The sequence below is a fragment of the Pseudofrankia coriaricola genome, from assembly GCF_032027725.1.
Taxonomy (GTDB): domain Bacteria; phylum Actinomycetota; class Actinomycetes; order Frankiales; family Frankiaceae; genus Pseudofrankia.
In genome coordinates this window covers 17395-34389 of the sequence record NZ_JASNFO010000097.1, presented here as the reverse complement: position 1 = coordinate 34389, position 16995 = coordinate 17395, and the positions used below count along the sequence as shown (strand labels likewise).

Below are 16995 nucleotides of genomic sequence, written 5' to 3'. Positions count from 1 at the left end.
CCCCGGGGGGGGGCCGGCCGCCCGCCCCCTCCCCGGCCCGGGGGGGGGAACCCCCGCTTCCCGCCGGGACCTGGCCGCACGACGGGTGTTTCCTGGGAGCGACGCGGTGGGGAGGCACAGGTGACAGCTGAGGCTGAGGATGCCGACGGGCGGTGGCTCGCGCACGCGGTGGAGCTCGGCCGGCGCTGCCCGCCGTCGACGACGGCGTTCTCGGTCGGCGCGGTGATCGTCGGCGTCGACGGCGAGACCGTGCTCGCCGAGGGCTGGTCGCGGGCCACCGACCCGCGTGACCACGCCGAGGAGGCCGCTCTTCGGGTCTTCTCGGCGAGGGACCCGCGCCTGGCCGGCGCGACGATCTACAGCTCGCTGGAGCCGTGCAGCGCCCGGGCGTCGCGCCCGCGGACCTGTACCGAACTGATCCTCGCGGCCGGGATCGGCCGCGTCGTCTTCGCCTGGCGGGAGCCGGCCCTGTTCGTCGACTGCCAGGGAGCCGAGCTGCTCGCCGCCGCCGGCGTCACCGTCGTCGAGCGTCCCGATCTCGCAGCCGGTGTCCGCGCGGCCAACGCCCACCTGCTGCGGCCGTCGTGAAGGGTGCCGGCGTGTCCCGGTACGGCCCGCGTCGGTGACGTGGGCCACCGCGGGACTGGCGGGCGTCCCAAAAGCTCCCAAAAATGTGCGTTTCGGGCCACGCGGGCTGCGACGTTGGCCCGGGTTGTGTGCCAGACTCGTCCGTAGGTAACTACCAGGATCCCTCATGGGGTGACACCCAGAGGGAACATCAGCAGCACGCGCGCTCCGGGGTCGGTGAAACTCCGAGCCGGCGGTGACAGTCCGCGACCCGTCCCACAGCCAGTGGGCGGTGGACCCGGTGAAATTCCGGGACCGACGGTGAAAGTCCGGATGGGAGGCAGCGCGCGGGCCGTGCCTGGGCACAGGCGGATCCGCCCGCGGGCGCCCCGCCGTGTCCGTGGCGTCGGCGTGTCCGGCCGTGCGGCCGGCCGCGCCGGTCATCGACCCGCGTGACCGTCGTCCGTTCCCCCGGCCAGGGCGCCGGACGGGAAGGACGCAGGTCGGATGTTCACCGGCATCGTCGAGGAGCTCGGCATCGTCGCCGCGGTCACGGAGCACGCGGCCGCCGCCGAGCTGGCCATCGGCTGTTCGGCAGTACTCGAGGACGTGCGCCACGGCGCATCGATCGCCGTCAACGGCGTCTGCCTCACCGTCACCTCGTTCACACCCGCCGGCGAGGTCGACCCGCGCACGGGTACCCGGGTGTTCACCGCCGACGTGATGCTCGAGACGCTGCGCCGCTCGGCGCTCGGCGGGCTCGCCACCGGCGACCGGGTCAACCTGGAACGGCCGGTGCGCCTCGCCGACCGGCTCGGCGGTCACCTCGTCCAGGGCCACGTGGACGGCGTCGGCACCATCGTCGACCGGGCTCCTGACGAGCACTGGGAGGTCGTCCGGATCGCGCTTCCCGCCGGGCTGGACCGCTTCCTCGTCGAGAAGGGCTCGATCGCCGTCGACGGGGTGAGCCTGACCGTCGTCGAGGTGACGCCCGCCGCCGGCGACAGCTCGTCCGGCGACAGCTCGCCCGGCGGCGGCGAGCCGGCGACGTTCACCGTGAGCCTGATCCCGACGACGCTCGCCGAGACGACGCTGGGGTCCCGCCAGGCCGGCGCGGCGGTGAACCTGGAGGTCGATGTCGTGGCGAAGTACGTCGAGAAGCTCGCCGCTCCCGCCCTGGGCCACCTGGCGGCCGGCCGCGGCGCGGGTCCCGGGCAGCTCCCCGGCGTTGTGGGCCGGTTGGAGCCGGCGCCGCCGTTCCCGGTGCCACCCGCGGGACCGGTCGTCCTCGAGGGAAAGGGAGCGGGCCGATGAGCGCGGCACCGACGAGCACGGCCCTGGGCACGGCGGCGCCGGCGAGCGCGGGGGCGCCGGCGAGCGCGGCGGCGTCCGACGATGCGCTGACCGCGGCGTTCGGCACGGTCGAGGAGGCGCTGGCCGCGATCGCCGCCGGCCGCTCCGTCGTGGTGGTCGACGACGCGGACCGCGAGAACGAGGGCGACCTGATCTTCGCGGCCGAGAAGGCGACGCCGGAGCTGGTCGCCTTCATGGTCCGGTACACCTCCGGGGTGATCTGCGCCCCGCTGGCCGCGCGCGACACCGACCGGCTCGGCCTCGACCAGATGGTGCCGCTCAACACCGAGCGGATGGGCACGGCGTTCACCATCACGGTCGACGCGCGCGAAGGGGTCAGCACCGGCATCTCCGCCGCGGACCGGGCGCACACCCTGCGCCTGCTCGCCGACCCGGTGACCACCGGCGCCGACCTGTCCCGGCCGGGCCACATCTTCCCGCTGCGCGCCCGCGACGGCGGCGTGCTGCGCCGGCCGGGCCACACCGAGGCGGCGGTCGACCTCGCGCGCCTGGCCGGGCTGCGCCCCGCCGGCGCGATCTGCGAGATCGTCAACGACGACGGCACGATGGCCCGGCTGCCCGAACTCGTCGCCTTCGCGCGGGAACATGGGCTGGTGCTGATCTCGATAGCGGACCTGATCGCCTACCGGCGGCGGACCGAGAAGCAGGTGGTGCGGGTCGCCGAGGCGAAGCTGCCGACGAAGTACGGCGCGTTCCGTGCGGTCGGCTACCGGGGCACCCTCGACGGTGTCGAGCACATCGCGCTCGTCCGCGGCGACATCGACGACGGGGAGAACCTGCTGGTCCGCGTCCACAGCGAGTGCCTCACCGGGGACGTCTTCGGCTCGCTGCGCTGCGACTGCGGCACCCAGCTCGACGCGGCGCTGGGCATGGTCGCCGCCGAGGGCCGCGGCGTCGTGCTCTACATGCGAGGCCACGAGGGCCGCGGCATCGGCCTGATGCACAAGCTCGCCGCCTACCAGCTGCAGGACAGCGGGCACGACACCGTCGACGCGAACCTGGCGCTGGGGCTGCCGGCCGACGCCCGCGACTACGGCACCGGCGCGCAGATCCTCGTCGACCTCGGCGTGCGCGGCCTGCGGCTGCTGACGAACAACCCGGCCAAGCGCGCGGGTCTGGAGGGCTACGGCCTGACCATCGTGGAGCGGGTGGCGCTGCCGGTCGCGCACACCCCGGAGAACCTGCGCTACCTGACCACCAAGCGGGACCGGATGGGCCACGACATCCCGGGCCTGCCCGAGCTGCCCGAATTGGTCGCGGGCGCGGTGGCGGACGCGGTCGCCACCGCGGTGCCCGCTGTGCCGTCGGCGGTGGTCGCGCAGGTGGTGGCCGACGCCGTCGCCCGGACCTCCCAGATCGTCTTCCGGACCTCCCAGCAGACCTCCCAGATCGCTAACCTCCCAGATCGGCTCCCAGACCTCCCCGATCGGCTTCGCCAATCGGGCAGGGACCCCGGATCCGGCAGGGACCCTGTCGCCGATCCGGCAGGAACCCCGGCCGCCGACGCCCTCGACGCCCGCCACACCGGCGAGGCCGATGCCACGGGGGCGGACCTCGCCGGTGTGGCGGGCAGCACCGGCGACGGCGTCACTGACACCGCCCGGCACGCGAACGGCGCCCCGTCGGGCGCCGCCCCGTCGACCGCTGATGCGACGACCACTGACATGACAACCACTGACACGACAACTGCCGGTACGACTACTGATACGACCGGTTCCGGCACGAACGGTAGCGTCAACGGGCGAGGACACGGCCGGCGCTCCGGCCACCGCAGGGTGGCCGAGGCCTGCCAGGGAGGGGATCGTCGGTGAGCGGGATCGGAGCGCCCGAGGAGGTGCTGCCGGTGGCGTCCGAGGTACGGCTCGGGATCGTCGCCACCCGGTGGCACAGCGACATCACCGACGCGCTGCTCGATGGCGCGCTGCGTGCCTGCCTGGACGTGAAGCTCGCCGTCGAGCCGACCGTGGTCCGGGTCGCGGGCGCGGTGGAGCTCCCCGTCGTCGCGGACCGGCTGGCGGCACATCACGACGCCGTCGTGGCGCTCGGGGTGGTCATCCGCGGCGGCACCCCGCACTTCGACTACGTCTGCAAGTTCGTCACCGAGGGACTGCTACGGGTGACGCTGGACAACGGGGTGCCCGTCGGTTTCGGCGTGCTCACCTGCGACACGGTCGAGCAGGCGCGGGACCGGGCCGGGCTGGACGGGTCGGCGGAGGACAAGGGCCGCGAAGCGGCGCTCGCCGCGCTGGAGGCGGCCGTCGTGCTCACCGAGCTGCAGCCGCTGGCCTAAAGCGGTACACGTCCCCTTCATCCGGTCTTGTCGGATGGGGGATCACGAGAGACCGTGTTGTCTCGGAGTATCGGGGTCCTTGCGGTGCGACGTCGGTGTTGGGTCAACGGCGATAGTTGACCGGTCGCGGATGTCGGCGAGGAGAGGCAGGGCGGGTGACGGTGACGTGCGGGTAGCGCCAGTGGCGGGTGGCGACGACGAGGTGCCGGAGCAGGGCGGGGACGAGACGGGCGTTGACGAGGTGACGGCCACGGGGCCGACCTCCGGCGGCGGCGACGCGCGCCCGGTCTCGCTGCTCGGCCTGCGGCTCTCGAACGGCTCGGGGGAGCGGGCGGTCGTGCGCCGGTCGTCGTCGCGTGGCAGGACGGCCGCCCCGCGCACGGACGGCTCCGGCCCGCGCCTGGCCGCCGTGCCCGTCGACCAGGCTGGCGCGTCCCGGGAGCCGCGGACGGCCCCAGGCCGGGAGCCGACCGAGCAGGACCCGCGCGCGGGTGCCGCGCCCGCGACGGACCCGACGTCCCCCCGCCGCCCGATCCCGGCGGCCGGACGGGCCTCGGCGGCCGGGTCATCCCCACATACCGCGCGCGCGCCGTCGAGGGCGCCGTCCCGACCGGCCGAGCCGGGGCCGTCCGGCGTGCCGGCTCCGCGAGCCGAGCCGGCCGACACCGGAAACTCCTCCGCACCGGCTCGGCGAGCGGAACGGGCGCCCGGGGACTCGCCGGGCGCAGGCTGGGTGCCCGACGTCGGCCTGATCCCAGCTCCCGTCGCCGCGCCCCGAGGCCCGTGGTGGGACCCGGCGCCGTCGTCCTTGCCGGCCGAGACGCCCGAGTCGCCCTCGTCGTCGGCGGCGAGCCCGGTCACGTTCGGCGGCGATGGGGACGCGGCGGGCGCTCGCGAGGCCGCGGCCCTGGCCGCGCCGCCGAGCGGCGCCGACCCTTCCAACACACCCACGGCGGCCATGGACGCCCCCGGTACCGCCGAGCCAGGCAGCGTCGCGGAACTGTCCAGCGCCGCGGCACTGCCCGATGCCGCCGAACTGCCCGATGCCGCCGAACTGCCCGATGCCGCCGAACTGCCCGATGCCGCCGAACTGCCCGATGCCGGGCTGCCCAGCGCCGCCGACCCGCTCGGTGTCGCCGAGTGGCTCAGCGCTGGTGGACCGCCCGGCGAAACCGGGCAGTCCGGCCTCGCCCGCCCGCCCGCCGCCCTCGCGGGCGTCACGGACCCGCCGGACGCCGCTCGCCCCTCTGGCGTGGCCGATCGGCCGCGCGCAGGTGAGCCGGCGGGCTGCGAGGAACCCGCGGAGGCCGTCGGCCCGCTGGGCCCTGGGATTCCCGCCGGATCCGGGGTCCCTGCCGGATCCGGGGTCCCTGCCCGATTGGCGAAGCCGATCGGGGAGGTCTGGGAGCCGATCCGGGAGGTCAGCGATCCGGGAGGTCGTGATCTGGGAGGTCGGCAATCCGGGAGGTCTGCTGGGGGGCCCGCCGGGAGGCCGGCGATCCGTGAGGAGGCCGGCTGGGAGGTCCGCGACCAGGCGGGGTACGCCGGCTGGCTCGAACCCGCCGGCGTCGACGTGCCCGCCGTCGGAGACGGCGGTGGTGCCGGAGCCGTCGCTGGCACGCATGGCACGTACGGCGTCGACACCACCGATGAGTGGGCCCTCCCCACTGCCGCGACGGAGGCCGAGGCCGGTGCCGCCTCGGCGCGGGCCTGGTTCGGCTATGGCGAGGCGCCGCCCCGGCCGCCGTTCCCGCCGCCGGGCGAGGCCGCCGGCCCCACGAGCCCGCCAGTGCCGGTGGTGTACACCCCGCCGCCCGCGCCCCGGCCGGTGCCCGCGCCGCCGGTGCCGGCCGCCTACCAGGTCTTCGAGGACGACGGGTTCGGTGGGCCCGGCCCGTTCGTCACGGCCCGGGCGCGGGAGCCGCGGTCGCCCGCTTCGCTCGCGTCTCCGGAGGCGTTCGCGGCGGCATGGTGGCGGGGGATGGAGCTGGCCGGGCGCGGGGTTCTCGCACCGGTGCCGGCCACTCGGCTGGGCGGTCGGCGGGTGCTCGTCGGCGGGTTCGGCGGCGGCAGCGGGCGTACCACTGTGGCCACGGGGCTGGGGATCGCGCTCGCCGCCCGCCGGGGTGGCCGGGTCGTCGCGGTCGATGCCTGCCCCGACCAGGGCGGCCCGTTGGCCGACCGGGCCGGTGTGCCGGGGCGCGGGGTGGGCCTGCGCGAGCTCGCGCTCGCGGACCCGCCGGTCGCCTCGCTGGCCGAGGCGCGCCGCTTCCTGGGCACTGTACGGCCGTCCGGGCTGGAGGTGCTGCCAGGGCTGCGTAACCTGACTGGACCCGGGTTGACCCCCGCGGAGGCCGCCTGGGCCGTCGACCTGCTCGAGCGGCTCTTCCCGGCCGTCGTCGTCGATGGGCCGCCCGGCTGGACGCAGCCGGTGCCGGCGGTTCTCCTGGCCCGCGCGGACACCGTGGTGCTCACCGCCAAGGCCGGTTTCACGGAGGCGGGCTGTGCCCAGGACGCGCTGACCGCTCTGGCGGCGGCCAGGGCCGACCTGCCGGTCGGGGCGGTCGCCGTGTACGTCGAGACGGCCCCGCCGCCTGGCCGCGGCCTGCGCCGGCAGGCGCCGCCGGAGCAGCCAGAGCTGGCCGAGCCGGTGCACGCCGTGCTGACCATCCCGTTCGACCCGTCGCTCGCCGACGGCGCGCCGATGCGGTGGGACCGGCTGCGCCCGCGCACCCAGGTCGCGTTCGAGGCGCTCGCGGCCGTGGTCGACGAAGCTCCACTGGCGCCCGGGGCCACGCCCGGATCCGCCCAGGCGGCCCGGGAGGTCGGCTGGGAGGGCGGCCGCGAGGTTCCCTGGGAGGAGCGCGGCGCCGTCGCGCCGCGCCGACCCGCGGTGGCGGGCCGCCGCGGGTCCGGAGACCCGGGCGAGGACTCCACCGTCCCACGTTCCCGCGCCCTCCGGTCGGGCCAAGGCGTCCCGGCCGTCGGCCCACACGGATAGCCGGCATCCCCCGCGCCTCGACTCGTCACCGCCAGGCCGGCCCGTCACCCAAGGCGGCCCCTGGGCTGGCCGGCCAGCCCAGGGGCGAGGGGCCTGGTGGCGATGCCCGATGGACGTGCCCGGCCCGGCAGGGGCCCCGTAGGGTTGGCCGGTGGCAGTGGACCTGTTGACCCCGCCGGGGCAGGGCGACGGCGGCGAGGCGGACCCGCGGCTGCGGGCGGCCCTGGAGTCCGGAGACGCGGGTGCCGTGGCCGCGGCGCTGACCGGCGCCCGGGTCTTCGTCGGCGTCGAGTCCCGGCTGCTGGAGCCTGCCGACGAGGTGGCCGCCGTGGCGACCACGGAGCCTGACCCTGGGCGCCAGGACGCCGGGGGCCATGCCGGGCCCCCCAGGCACGGGCCCCATTTCTCCGAGAAGGCATCGGAGATGGTGCTCGCGACCCTGCGGATGCCGTCGGGCGCGACGGCGTTGCCGGTCTTCAGCAGCGTGGCGGCGCTGTCCGCCTGGCGGTCGGCCGCGCGCCCGGTGCCCGTGCCGGCGGCGGACGCCTGCGCCGAGGCGGCCCGGCTGGGCCACGGGACCGTCGTCGTCGACGTCGCCGGGCCCGTGACCGCCACCCTCGACGTCAGCGCGCTGGCGGGCGCCCCCGGCGCCTCCGACGCCGCTGGCGGGAAGCAGGGCGCCGGTGGCCCGGCCGGTTTCGCGGCCTCGCCGAGCGTCCCGTCCGGGCCCGTCGAAGGCGGCGACGAGCCGCCGCCGCCGACGCCGCCGCCGGCGGGCGGGGACGGCGCGTCAGCGGGGCTGCGCCCGCCGGCACGACCGTGGGATGCCTCCCGTGCGCGGCGGGTGGCGGCCGAGCTGGATGCGCTCGCCGCCGCCGGGCTCGCCACGGGCGCGCGGCTCTGGCAGGCTGAGCTCGTCACCGGCACCGGCACCGGCGCGGCCGGTGAGGTGATCGCGCTCGCGGCGGCCGGGGACAGCCCCGCGGGTGAGGCGCGGCTCGACGAGATCGCGGTCCGGTTGCGCGCCGCTGCCGCCGGCCCGGGTGAGAGCGCCCCCGCCGTCGTGTTTGTCGGCCCCCTGGACGCCGCCGCGCTGCGCCGCGGCCTCGGCCGGGGGATCACACCGCGCCGATGGCGGCGGCGATAGGTCCCGGCCTGGCCGGCTTCGACGCCGCGCCCTCGCGGCGGCGTGTCCGCGGCCACGTAAGACCGACTGTTCGAGGTCGCCAGCCGGTTGACCCGGCCTGACCAGCAACGACGCCGAGAGCTCCGCCGGCCTGCCGGCGCGCAGCGAAACCGACTGCACTAGGTTCTGCTACGCTGGCTCGGACCGCCTGCCGACGGTCGGCATAGGGCATCGCTCCTGTGCGTTACGGGACGGGACGCCAGCGTGGTGTCCGGTAGCACGGGTGCAGTCAGCCCGGTCGTTACCGGCCCAGGCGTCGTTACCTGAGCGCGTAGGGCTAAGCGAGCGCACATGCCGCGCTTGCGCTCCTCACCGGGGCGGCACCAGGACGGGCCCGCGAGGGTCGTTCCGGCGCTTGGCAGGGCCAAGCGGGGGTTCGCCCTCCACCCGAGCCACCACCCGGCACCCGCCGGGTCCGGCCGATCACCGATCGGCCCATGTAGGTGGCCGGGTCGCCGGTCGGTCGATCTGTCCCCTCCGGGCAGTATGTCGGCCGGGAGTCCGGGATTTCCGGGCTTGGTGCTCCGCTGCGGTGAGGTCATGCCCGCGCGTCGAGCCATGGAGGAAACCAGATCAGCACAGAGTCACGCATCAACGACCGCATCCGCGTTCCTGAGGTCCGCCTCGTCGGCGCGGAGGGCGAGCAGATCGGCATCGTCTCCATTCAGGAGGCCATGCGGCTGGCGCAGGAGGCCGATCTCGACCTTGTCGAGGTCGCGCCGACCGCCCGGCCGCCCGTCTGCAAGCTGATGGACTATGGGAAGTTCAAGTACGAGTCCGACCAGAAACGGCGCGAGGCTCGGAAGAACCAGGTCCAGACGGTCATCAAGGAGATGAAGCTCCGACCGAAGATCGACCCGCACGACTACGAGACCAAGAAGGGTCACGTCGTGCGCTTCCTCAAGGCCGGCGACAAGGTGAAGATCACCATCATGTTCCGCGGCCGGGAGCAGTCGCGGCCGGAGCTCGGTATCCGGCTGCTGCAGCGGCTCTCGACCGACGTCGCCGAGCTGGGGTACGTCGAGGCCCAGCCCAAGCAGGACGGCCGGAACATGACGATGGTCATGGCTCCGCACAAGGGCGCCCGCACGCTGCGCACCCCAGAGCCGGCCGGAACCGTCTAACACGTCATGACCGCCCGATGGTCACGCCGCGCGGCGGCGGTCGTCGGGCGGTGAGCTGCCTGGACGTCGGCCCTGCCCCGGCCCGACGTCGCCTACGGGCGGCGCGCTCCCGCGCGCCGTGTGGCCGGCTGTGACCGGCCCGTCTCCCAACGACCCACCTCAGGACAGAACATGCCCAAGATGAAGCCGCACAGCGGAGCCTCCAAGCGGTTCCGCGTCACCGGGTCAGGCAAGATCATGCGTCGCCGGGCCAACCGCGCGCACCTCCTCGAGCACAAGACGAGCCGCCGGACCCGGCGGCTCAACCCCGAGGTGACGCTGGCCCCGGCGGACAACCGTCGTATCTCGCGCATGCTCGCTCGCTGACCGTGTTCGCTGGCCCTTCGGTCAGCTTTCCCGGGTAGCCCTCCCAGGCAATGTCCACCGGGCAACGGCCTCCCGTGGATTCCGTGAGCGGAATCCGGCTGGAGCCCCGGCGGATCCTGCTTCCCGGAACCCCCCGCCGCCAAGTTTCGCTCGGCCTGGACCGGGACCGGACCCGACTCTCGAAGGATCGGATCTGGTCTGAGGCCGGATCGCGGCTCACTCCGTCGACCGCGGACGGTCACCGCCCTGCCCAGGGCGGTTGCGTCCTCGGAGCTCGGCGGCGGACGACCAAGAACGTTAGGAGAAAGTGCCCTCATGGCACGCGTGAAGCGGGCGGTCAACGCCCAGAAGAAGCGCCGCACGACCCTCGAGCAGGCGAGCGGCTACCGCGGCCAGCGGTCCCGGCTGTACCGCAAGGCCAAGGAGCAGATGCTCCACTCGATGAACTACGCCTACCGGGACCGCCGAGCCCGCAAGGGTGACTTCCGGCAGCTGTGGATCACCCGCATCAACGCGGCCGCGCGTGCGAACGGCATGACCTACAACCGTTTCGTGCAGGGGCTGAAGATCGCTGGCGTCGAGGTCGACCGCAAGATCCTGGCCGATCTCGCGGTCAACGACCCGACGGCGTTCGCGGCGCTGGTCGAGGTCGCCAGGGCCGCCGTGCCGCCGGTGGCGGAGGCCGCCGCGGAGCCATCGGCCGCCTGAGCGGCTGCCCGCCGCGCGGAGTGCCGCAGGGAATGAGCCTTTTCCATCCAGCCGGACCGGACCGACGAGACGCGGTGGGTGGTCGCGGCGATGGAAAGGGCTCGGTGAACACCCGCCGTCCCGGTGGCGCCACCGCGGCGCTGGGGCCGCGGGCGGCCAGTGTGGCCGCTGCCAGGAGGCTGCGACGTCCCTCGGCCCGCCGGGCCGAGGGACTGTTCCTCGCTGAGGGTTTCCAGGCCGTCGAGGCGGCTCTGGCCGCCGGTCGGCTCGTCGAGCTGTTCGTCGGCGAGTCCGCCGGCGCCCGCCACGGCACGCTCGTCGCCGGCGCCGCCGCCGAGGGACTACCGGTTCGGCTCGTGACCGACGCGGCCGCGGCGGCCCTGTCCGAGACGGTCACCCCGCAGGGCCTCGTCGGCGTCGCCACGCTGCCCAGCACCCGCCTCGCGGACCTGTCGGGCGCTGAGGCCGCCACACCGGCCGGCGTCGGCACCGCCAGCCCGGCCAGCACAGCTCGCGCGTCTGGCACCATCGGCGCGCCTGGCACCACCGGGCGTCGCCCGGCTGGCGACGGCGCGGGACAACCTGGCATGCGAGCCCGCGCCGCCCTGGTCGCCGTCTGCGTCGCCGCGAACGACCCGGGCAACGCCGGGACAGTGATCCGCACCGCGGACGCCGCCGGCGCCGACGCCGTCGTCTTCGCCGGCGAGGGCGTGGACCCGTTCGGCGGCAAGTGCGTCCGTGCCAGCGCCGGGAGCCTCTTCCACCTGCCGGTAGTCGTCGAGCCGGACCTCGCCGCGGCCCTGGGCTGGCTGCGCGGCGCCGGCTGCCGCGTGGTCGCGACCTCCGGTTATGGCGCCCGCGACCTTTACGACGCCGCCGACGCCGGGGAGCTCGACGGCCCGACCGGATGGCTGTTCGGTAACGAGGCGCACGGCCTGCCACCCGAAGTCCTGACCGCCGCGGACGCGGTGCTTCGGGTACCGGTGTACGGTCAGGCCGAGTCGTTGAATCTTGCGGTCGCGACGGCCCTGTGTCTTTACGCGTCCGCGCGGGCGCGCAGAATGGCCAGATCCGGTACTCACGGCACCGGGGGAGGTGGACGACGGTGACCCATGCAGTCACGTCGGCGCCCACCCGCGTGGGCGGGCAGGCCACGGGTGAGACCAATGGCGATGTCGCCGGTCAGGCCGGCGCGGCCGCTGCGTCCGCCGCCACCGATGAGGGGCCCGCCCCCGCGCTCACGGCGGCCTACGACGGCCTGCCCGACGCGGTGGTGGTCACCGACGCGGCCGGCGTGGTCATGGTGTTCAACGCCGTCGCCGCGGGCCTGACGAACATCGACCAGCGCGCCGCCGCCGGGCGTCACGTCACCGAAGTGCTACCGCTGGTCGACGAACGCGGTAACGACTGGTGGGAGGCGTCCGACCCCGGCCGCCGGCTGCCGAGGGTGACCGGCCAGCCGGAGCGGAGGCTCACCTTCGCCGGCCCCGCGCATGACCACGACTTCAACGTCACGGTCCGCTACACCCGTGATGCCGGGCGGCTCGTCCGGGTCGCCCTCTGCCTGCGCGACACCGCGAGCCGGGAGCGGATCGAGCGCAACCGCTCCGACCTGGTCGCCACCGTCGCCCACGAGCTGCGTTCCCCGCTGACCAGCGTGAAGGGGTTCACCGCGACGCTGCTGGCCAAGTGGGAGCGGTTCACCGACGAGCAGAAGAAGCTCATGCTCAACACGGTCAACACCGACGCCGACCGGGTGACCCGGCTGCTGACCGAGCTGCTCGACGTCTCCCGGATCGACGCCGGGCGCATCCAGCTGCGCAAGCAGATCGCCGACCCGAAGGCCATCCTGCGCCGGGTCCTCGCCGGCAAGATCGCCTCGGGTACCGCCGGGGCCGACCGGTTCGTCGTCCACGAGGACGGCGAGCTGCCGGAGATGTGGATCGACCCGGACAAGATCGAGCAGGTGCTGCACAACCTCGTCGACAATGCCCTGCGCCACGGGGCAGGTACGGTGACGGTCGTTGTGCGCGGTGCGGAGACGGGAGCCGAGGTGAGCGTGGCCGACGAGGGCGAAGGTGTGCCGGAGGCCAACGCCTCCCGCGTCTTCACCAAGTTCTGGCGGGGAGCGAGCCGGGGCAACGGCACCGGTCTGGGCCTCTACATCGCCAAGGCGCTGATCGAGGCGCACGGCGGCACGATCACGGTCGGCCGTGCGCCCAGCGGCGGCGCGGAGTTCCGATTTGCCCTGCCCGCCGGGGCCCCCGTCTTCACCTGATCGCCGCGAAGACGGGGCGGTGCAGTCTGTTCGCTGCCCTTCGGGCAGCTTCCCCTTCGCCCGCGATATTGCTCCGGGGGCCCGTTCCCCCAAGGATCCGCTGGCGCGGATCCTTGGGGCCCCTGCGCCCGGACCCCCGATGTCGAGCTTCGCTCGACCATGGGGGGTCTAGGTTGGCACCTGGCGGCCGCGGGGCTGGCATCTGGCGCCTTCAGGCTGCTGGCCGCTGGACAGCTCAGTGAAAACGGCCGGCTCTGAAAGACCTGCTGGCTCTGGAAGATGTGCCGGTTCTGGCCATGGGACGGCCCCGGCCCGAACCGACGTGCGAGACAAGGATGATTTGCTTGCCAGCGAGTCGATGCATCCGATCAAGAGGCTGATACCGGAATCTATGAGATGACCGAGACGATGACCGATCCGCAGCCCGCCGCCGCGGGCGGGCCGCTCGACCCCGCCAGCCTTGAGGCGGCGGTGGCCGAGGCACTGGCCGCGCTCGCCGCCGCCGCTGATCTCACGGACCTCGCCGCCGTGCGCGGCGCGCACGTCGACGGCCGCTCGGCCGCGCTGGTCCTCGCCCGTCAGAAGCTCGGCTCGCTGCCGCGCGAGGACCGCGCCGACGCCGGCCGCCGGCTCAACGACGCGCTCGGCGCGGTCCGCGACGCGCACACGGCCCGCCTCGCCGAGCTCACCGCCGAGCGCGACGCGCGCGTGCTGGTCGAGGAGCGGGTCGACGTGACCATGCCGACCCGCCGCCGCCACGCCGGCGCCCGCCACCCGCTCGCCGTGCTCTCCGAGCGCCTCGTCGACACCTTCGTCGTGATGGGCTACGAGGTAGCCGAGGGTCCCGAGGTCGAGCACGACTGGTTCAACTTCGAGGCGCTCAACCTCGACCCGGACCACCCGGCCCGCAGCGAGCACGACACCCTCTACGTCGAGCCGGAGGGCTCCGGCCGGCTGCTGCGCACGCACACCTCGCCGGTGCAGATCCGCGCGCTGCTGTCGCGCCCGCTGCCGGTCTACGTCGTCGCCCCCGGGCGCACCTACCGCAACGACACCGTCGACGCGACCCACTCGCCTGTGTTCGGCCAGCTGGAGTGCCTCGCGGTCGACGAGGGCATCACGATGGCCGACCTGCGCGGCACGCTCGAGGTGTTCGCGGCCGAGCTGTTCGGCACGGGCCTGGCCACCCGGCTGCGCCCGTCGTTCTTCCCGTTCACCGAGCCGAGCGCGGAGCTCGACGTGCAGTGCTTCAACTGCAGGGGCGAGTCGGCTCGGCAGCCCTGCCGGGTCTGCTCCGACGAGGGCTGGATCGAGGCGGGCGGCTGCGGGATGGTCGATCCGAATGTGCTGCGCGCGGCCGGGATCGACGCGACCCGTTACAGCGGCTTCGCGTTCGGCATGGGCCTGGAGCGGGCCGCGATGATGCGCCACGGCGTCCGGGAGATCCGGGACTTCGTCGACGGCGACGTCCGGTTCAGCCTCCCGTTCGGAATCGAGGGCTGAGGCCATGCTGATCCTGATGTCCTGGCTACGTGAGCAGGTGCCCGGCCTGCCGCCGGCCGGCGCGGTCGCCGACGCGCTGATCCGTGCCGGCTTCGAGGTGGAGGGTGTCGAGGCCGTCGGCCAGGGCCTCGCCGGCGTCGTCGTCGGCGAGGTGCTGGCGATCGAGGAGGTCGCGGCCAAGAAGAAGAGCGTCCGCTGGTGCCAGGTCCGCGTCGCCGGATCGGCCGCGGCCGATCCGGACGCGGGCGTGCGCGGCATCATCTGCGGCGCGTTCAACTTCGCGGTCGGTGACCGGGTCGCGGTCGCGCTGCCCGGGGCGGTGCTGCCCGGCGGGTTCGAGATCACCGCCCGCAAGACGTACGGGCACGTCTCCGACGGCATGATCTGCTCGGCCAGCGAGCTCGGCATCGGCGAGGACCACGCCGGGATCATGGTCCTCCCGCCCGACGCCCCGCTGGGCGCGCACGTCGCCGAGCTGCTCGACCTCGCCGACGACGTGCTCGACATCGCCATCACCCCCGACCGGGGCTACGCTCTGTCGATCCGCGGTATTGCCAGGGAGGCGGCCACCGCCTTCGGCCTGTCCTTCGCCGACGCCGACGGCTCCGTCTACTCCACCGGCGCCGTCTACTCCACCGGCGCCGGCGGCGTGACCGACGCGGGAGCCGGCTACCCGGTGACGGTGGAGGACACCGCGGCCTGCGACCGCTATGTCGCCCGGGTGATCACAGGAGTGGACCCGGCCGCCGCCACCCCGCTGCCCTGGGCGCGGCGGCTCTCGCTGTCGGGCATGCGGCCGATCTCCGCCGCCGTCGACGTGACGAACGCGATCATGCTTGGCCTCGGCCAGCCGTTGCACGCCTTCGACCGGGCCAAGCTCTCCGGCGCGATCGTGGTGCGCCGGGCACGCGCCGGCGAGCGGCTGCTGACCCTCGACGGCGTCGACCGGGTGCTCGACCCCGAGGATCTGGTCATCGCGGACGACTCGGGCCCGATCGCGCTCGCCGGCGTCATGGGCGGCGCGAGCACCGAGATCTCGCCGTCGACGACCGACATCGTGCTGGAGGCGGCGCACTTCGACCCGATCGTGGTCGCCCGTGGCGCGCGGCGTCACCGGCTGTTCTCCGAGGCGTCGCGGCGCTTCGAGCGCGGCGTCGACCCGGCGCTTCCCCCGGCCGCGGCCCAGGCGGCGATCCGGCTGTTCACCGAGCTCGCCGGCGGACGGGCCGAGCCTGGCGTCACCGATGTCGACCACCGGCGCGCGCCCTCGGCGATCCGCTTCCCGCTGTCCGAGCCGACCCGTCTCGGTGGCCGGCTCTACTCGGACGAGAGCGTGCGCGGCCGGCTGACCGACGTCGGCTGCCTCCTCGAGGAGGACGGCGCCGACGAGGGTGTCGTGCTGGTCACCCCGCCGTCCTGGCGGCCCGACCTCACCCGCCCGGCCGACCTCGTCGAGGAGGTCATGAGGCTCGAGGGCTACGACACGATCCCGGTGACCCTGCCCAGGCTCCCAGCAGGGCGCGGGCTCACCCCGTCGCAGCGCCACGTCAGGGCGGTCGCCCGGGCGCTGGCCTATGAGGGCCTCACCGAGGTCATGACGCTGCCGTTCGTCGGCGCTGGGGCCGCCGACCTGCTCGGCCTGCCGGGCAACGACCGGCGGCGGGCGGCCGTGCGGATCGCCAACCCGATCGCCGAGGACGCGGCTTACCTGCGCACCACCCTGCTGCCGGGCCTGTTCGACGCGGTCGCGCGCAACATCGGCCGCGGCGACCCGGACATCGCCCTGTTCGAGATCGGCCAGGTGTTCCGCGAGCTGCGCGAGCCGGCGCGGCCGGTGCCGACGCCGTCGGTGCTCACGCGGCCTTCCGACGACGAGGTCGCCGCGCTGAACGCGGCGCTGCCCGAGCAGCCGCGCCGGGTCGCCGGCGTCTTCGCCGGTCTGCGCGAGCCGGCCACGGTCCTGCCCGGGCACGCCGTGGCCGGCTCGGCGGGCGGAGGCGCGCTGGCCAAGGGCCGGCCGGCCGACTGGGCCGACGCCGTCGAGGCGGCGCACGCCGCCGCCCGCGCGGTCGGCGTCGAGCTGACCGCCACCGCCGACGAGCATGCGCCCTGGCACCCGGGCCGGTGCGCGGCGCTGTGGGCCGACGGCGAGCTGGTCGGGCACGCCGGCGAGCTGCACCCGCGGGTGATCGGCGCCGCGGGTCTGCCCCCACGGACGGTGGCCTTCGAGCTGGGCCTCGATGAGCTGCTCGCGGCGGCGCTGCGGCGCGGCCCGGTCGAGGCACCCGTCATCTCCCCGTACCCGCCCGCCGACCGTGACGTCGCGCTGGTCGTCGAGGCCGCCATCCCGGTGACGGAAGTGACCGCCGCGCTGCGGGAAGGGGCCGGGGAACTGCTGGAGTCGTTGACGCTGTTCGACGTCTTCGAAGGCGCCCAGATCGGCGCCGGCCGGCGCTCGCTGGCATTCGGCCTGCGCCTGCGGGCCACCGACCGGACGCTGACCGCCGAGGAGGCCAACGGCATCCGCGACGCTGCCGTTACCGAGGCCACCCGCCGCACCGGTGCGGCGCTTCGGGCCTGAAAGGGCCCAGCGGACGC

General features: G+C 74.9%; 12 protein-coding genes, 1 pseudogene and 1 riboswitch. All 13 genes and pseudogenes read left to right on the top strand.

Annotated features, from left to right (window positions below; all coding sequences use genetic code 11):
• Positions 1-120: 120 nt before the first annotated feature.
• The 13 genes and pseudogenes from QOZ89_RS38805 (at position 121) to pheT (ending at position 16978) form a co-directional block, all read left to right on the top strand.
• Positions 121-588 carry a cytidine/deoxycytidylate deaminase family protein gene (locus QOZ89_RS38805; protein WP_071046809.1) on the top strand — a complete coding sequence of 156 codons (468 nt, stop codon included), beginning with the start codon at positions 121-123 and terminating at the stop codon, positions 586-588.
• A 198-nt stretch (positions 589-786) separates the two neighbouring features.
• Positions 787-916: riboswitch (FMN riboswitch) on the top strand.
• A 158-nt stretch (positions 917-1074) separates the two neighbouring features.
• Positions 1075-1881, top strand: coding sequence for a riboflavin synthase (locus QOZ89_RS38800; protein WP_071046808.1), 807 nt, complete (start codon positions 1075-1077; stop codon positions 1879-1881).
• Positions 1878-3284, top strand: a pseudogene (locus QOZ89_RS38795) (bifunctional 3,4-dihydroxy-2-butanone-4-phosphate synthase/GTP cyclohydrolase II); the annotation flags it as partial. The gene QOZ89_RS38800 and the pseudogene QOZ89_RS38795, both read left to right, overlap by 4 nt.
• Positions 3285-3748: 464 nt before the next feature.
• Positions 3749-4231 carry a 6,7-dimethyl-8-ribityllumazine synthase gene (gene ribH, locus QOZ89_RS38790; protein WP_071046807.1) on the top strand — a complete coding sequence of 161 codons (483 nt, stop codon included), beginning with the start codon at positions 3749-3751 and terminating at the stop codon, positions 4229-4231.
• Between the two features lie 166 nt (positions 4232-4397).
• On the top strand, positions 4398-7232 hold the full coding sequence (locus QOZ89_RS38785) for a hypothetical protein (protein ID WP_312629046.1): 2835 nt from the start codon (positions 4398-4400) through the stop codon (positions 7230-7232).
• A gap of 151 nt (positions 7233-7383) precedes the next feature.
• Positions 7384-8379: an SseB family protein gene (locus tag QOZ89_RS38780; protein ID WP_312629045.1), complete on the top strand. Its 996-nt coding sequence runs from the start codon at positions 7384-7386 to the stop codon at positions 8377-8379.
• Between the two features lie 611 nt (positions 8380-8990).
• Positions 8991-9542, top strand: coding sequence for a translation initiation factor IF-3 (gene infC / locus QOZ89_RS38775; protein ID WP_083418125.1), 552 nt, complete (start codon positions 8991-8993; stop codon positions 9540-9542).
• A 171-nt stretch (positions 9543-9713) separates the two neighbouring features.
• Positions 9714-9908, top strand: a complete 195-nt coding sequence (rpmI, locus tag QOZ89_RS38770; RefSeq protein ID WP_071046799.1) for a 50S ribosomal protein L35 — start codon at positions 9714-9716, stop codon at positions 9906-9908.
• A gap of 315 nt (positions 9909-10223) precedes the next feature.
• Complete coding sequence (gene rplT / locus QOZ89_RS38765; RefSeq protein ID WP_071046798.1) at positions 10224-10616, top strand: 50S ribosomal protein L20; 393 nt, start codon at positions 10224-10226, stop codon at positions 10614-10616.
• A 104-nt stretch (positions 10617-10720) separates the two neighbouring features.
• Entirely contained in the window at positions 10721-11725 is a 1005-nt protein-coding gene (locus QOZ89_RS38760) for a TrmH family RNA methyltransferase (RefSeq protein ID WP_241841486.1), read from the top strand.
• A complete protein-coding gene (locus QOZ89_RS38755; protein ID WP_083418123.1) occupies positions 11722-12894 on the top strand; it encodes a sensor histidine kinase in 1173 nt (390 codons plus the stop codon). The genes QOZ89_RS38760 and QOZ89_RS38755 overlap by 4 nt, the downstream gene beginning before the upstream one ends.
• 408 nt (positions 12895-13302) lie before the next feature.
• Positions 13303-14397, top strand: a complete 1095-nt coding sequence (gene pheS, locus QOZ89_RS38750) for a phenylalanine--tRNA ligase subunit alpha (RefSeq protein ID WP_071046803.1) — start codon at positions 13303-13305, stop codon at positions 14395-14397.
• Positions 14398-14401: 4 nt separating this feature from the next.
• On the top strand, positions 14402-16978 hold the full coding sequence (gene pheT, locus QOZ89_RS38745) for a phenylalanine--tRNA ligase subunit beta (protein WP_071046797.1): 2577 nt from the start codon (positions 14402-14404) through the stop codon (positions 16976-16978).
• The last annotated feature ends 17 nt before the right edge of the window (positions 16979-16995 follow it).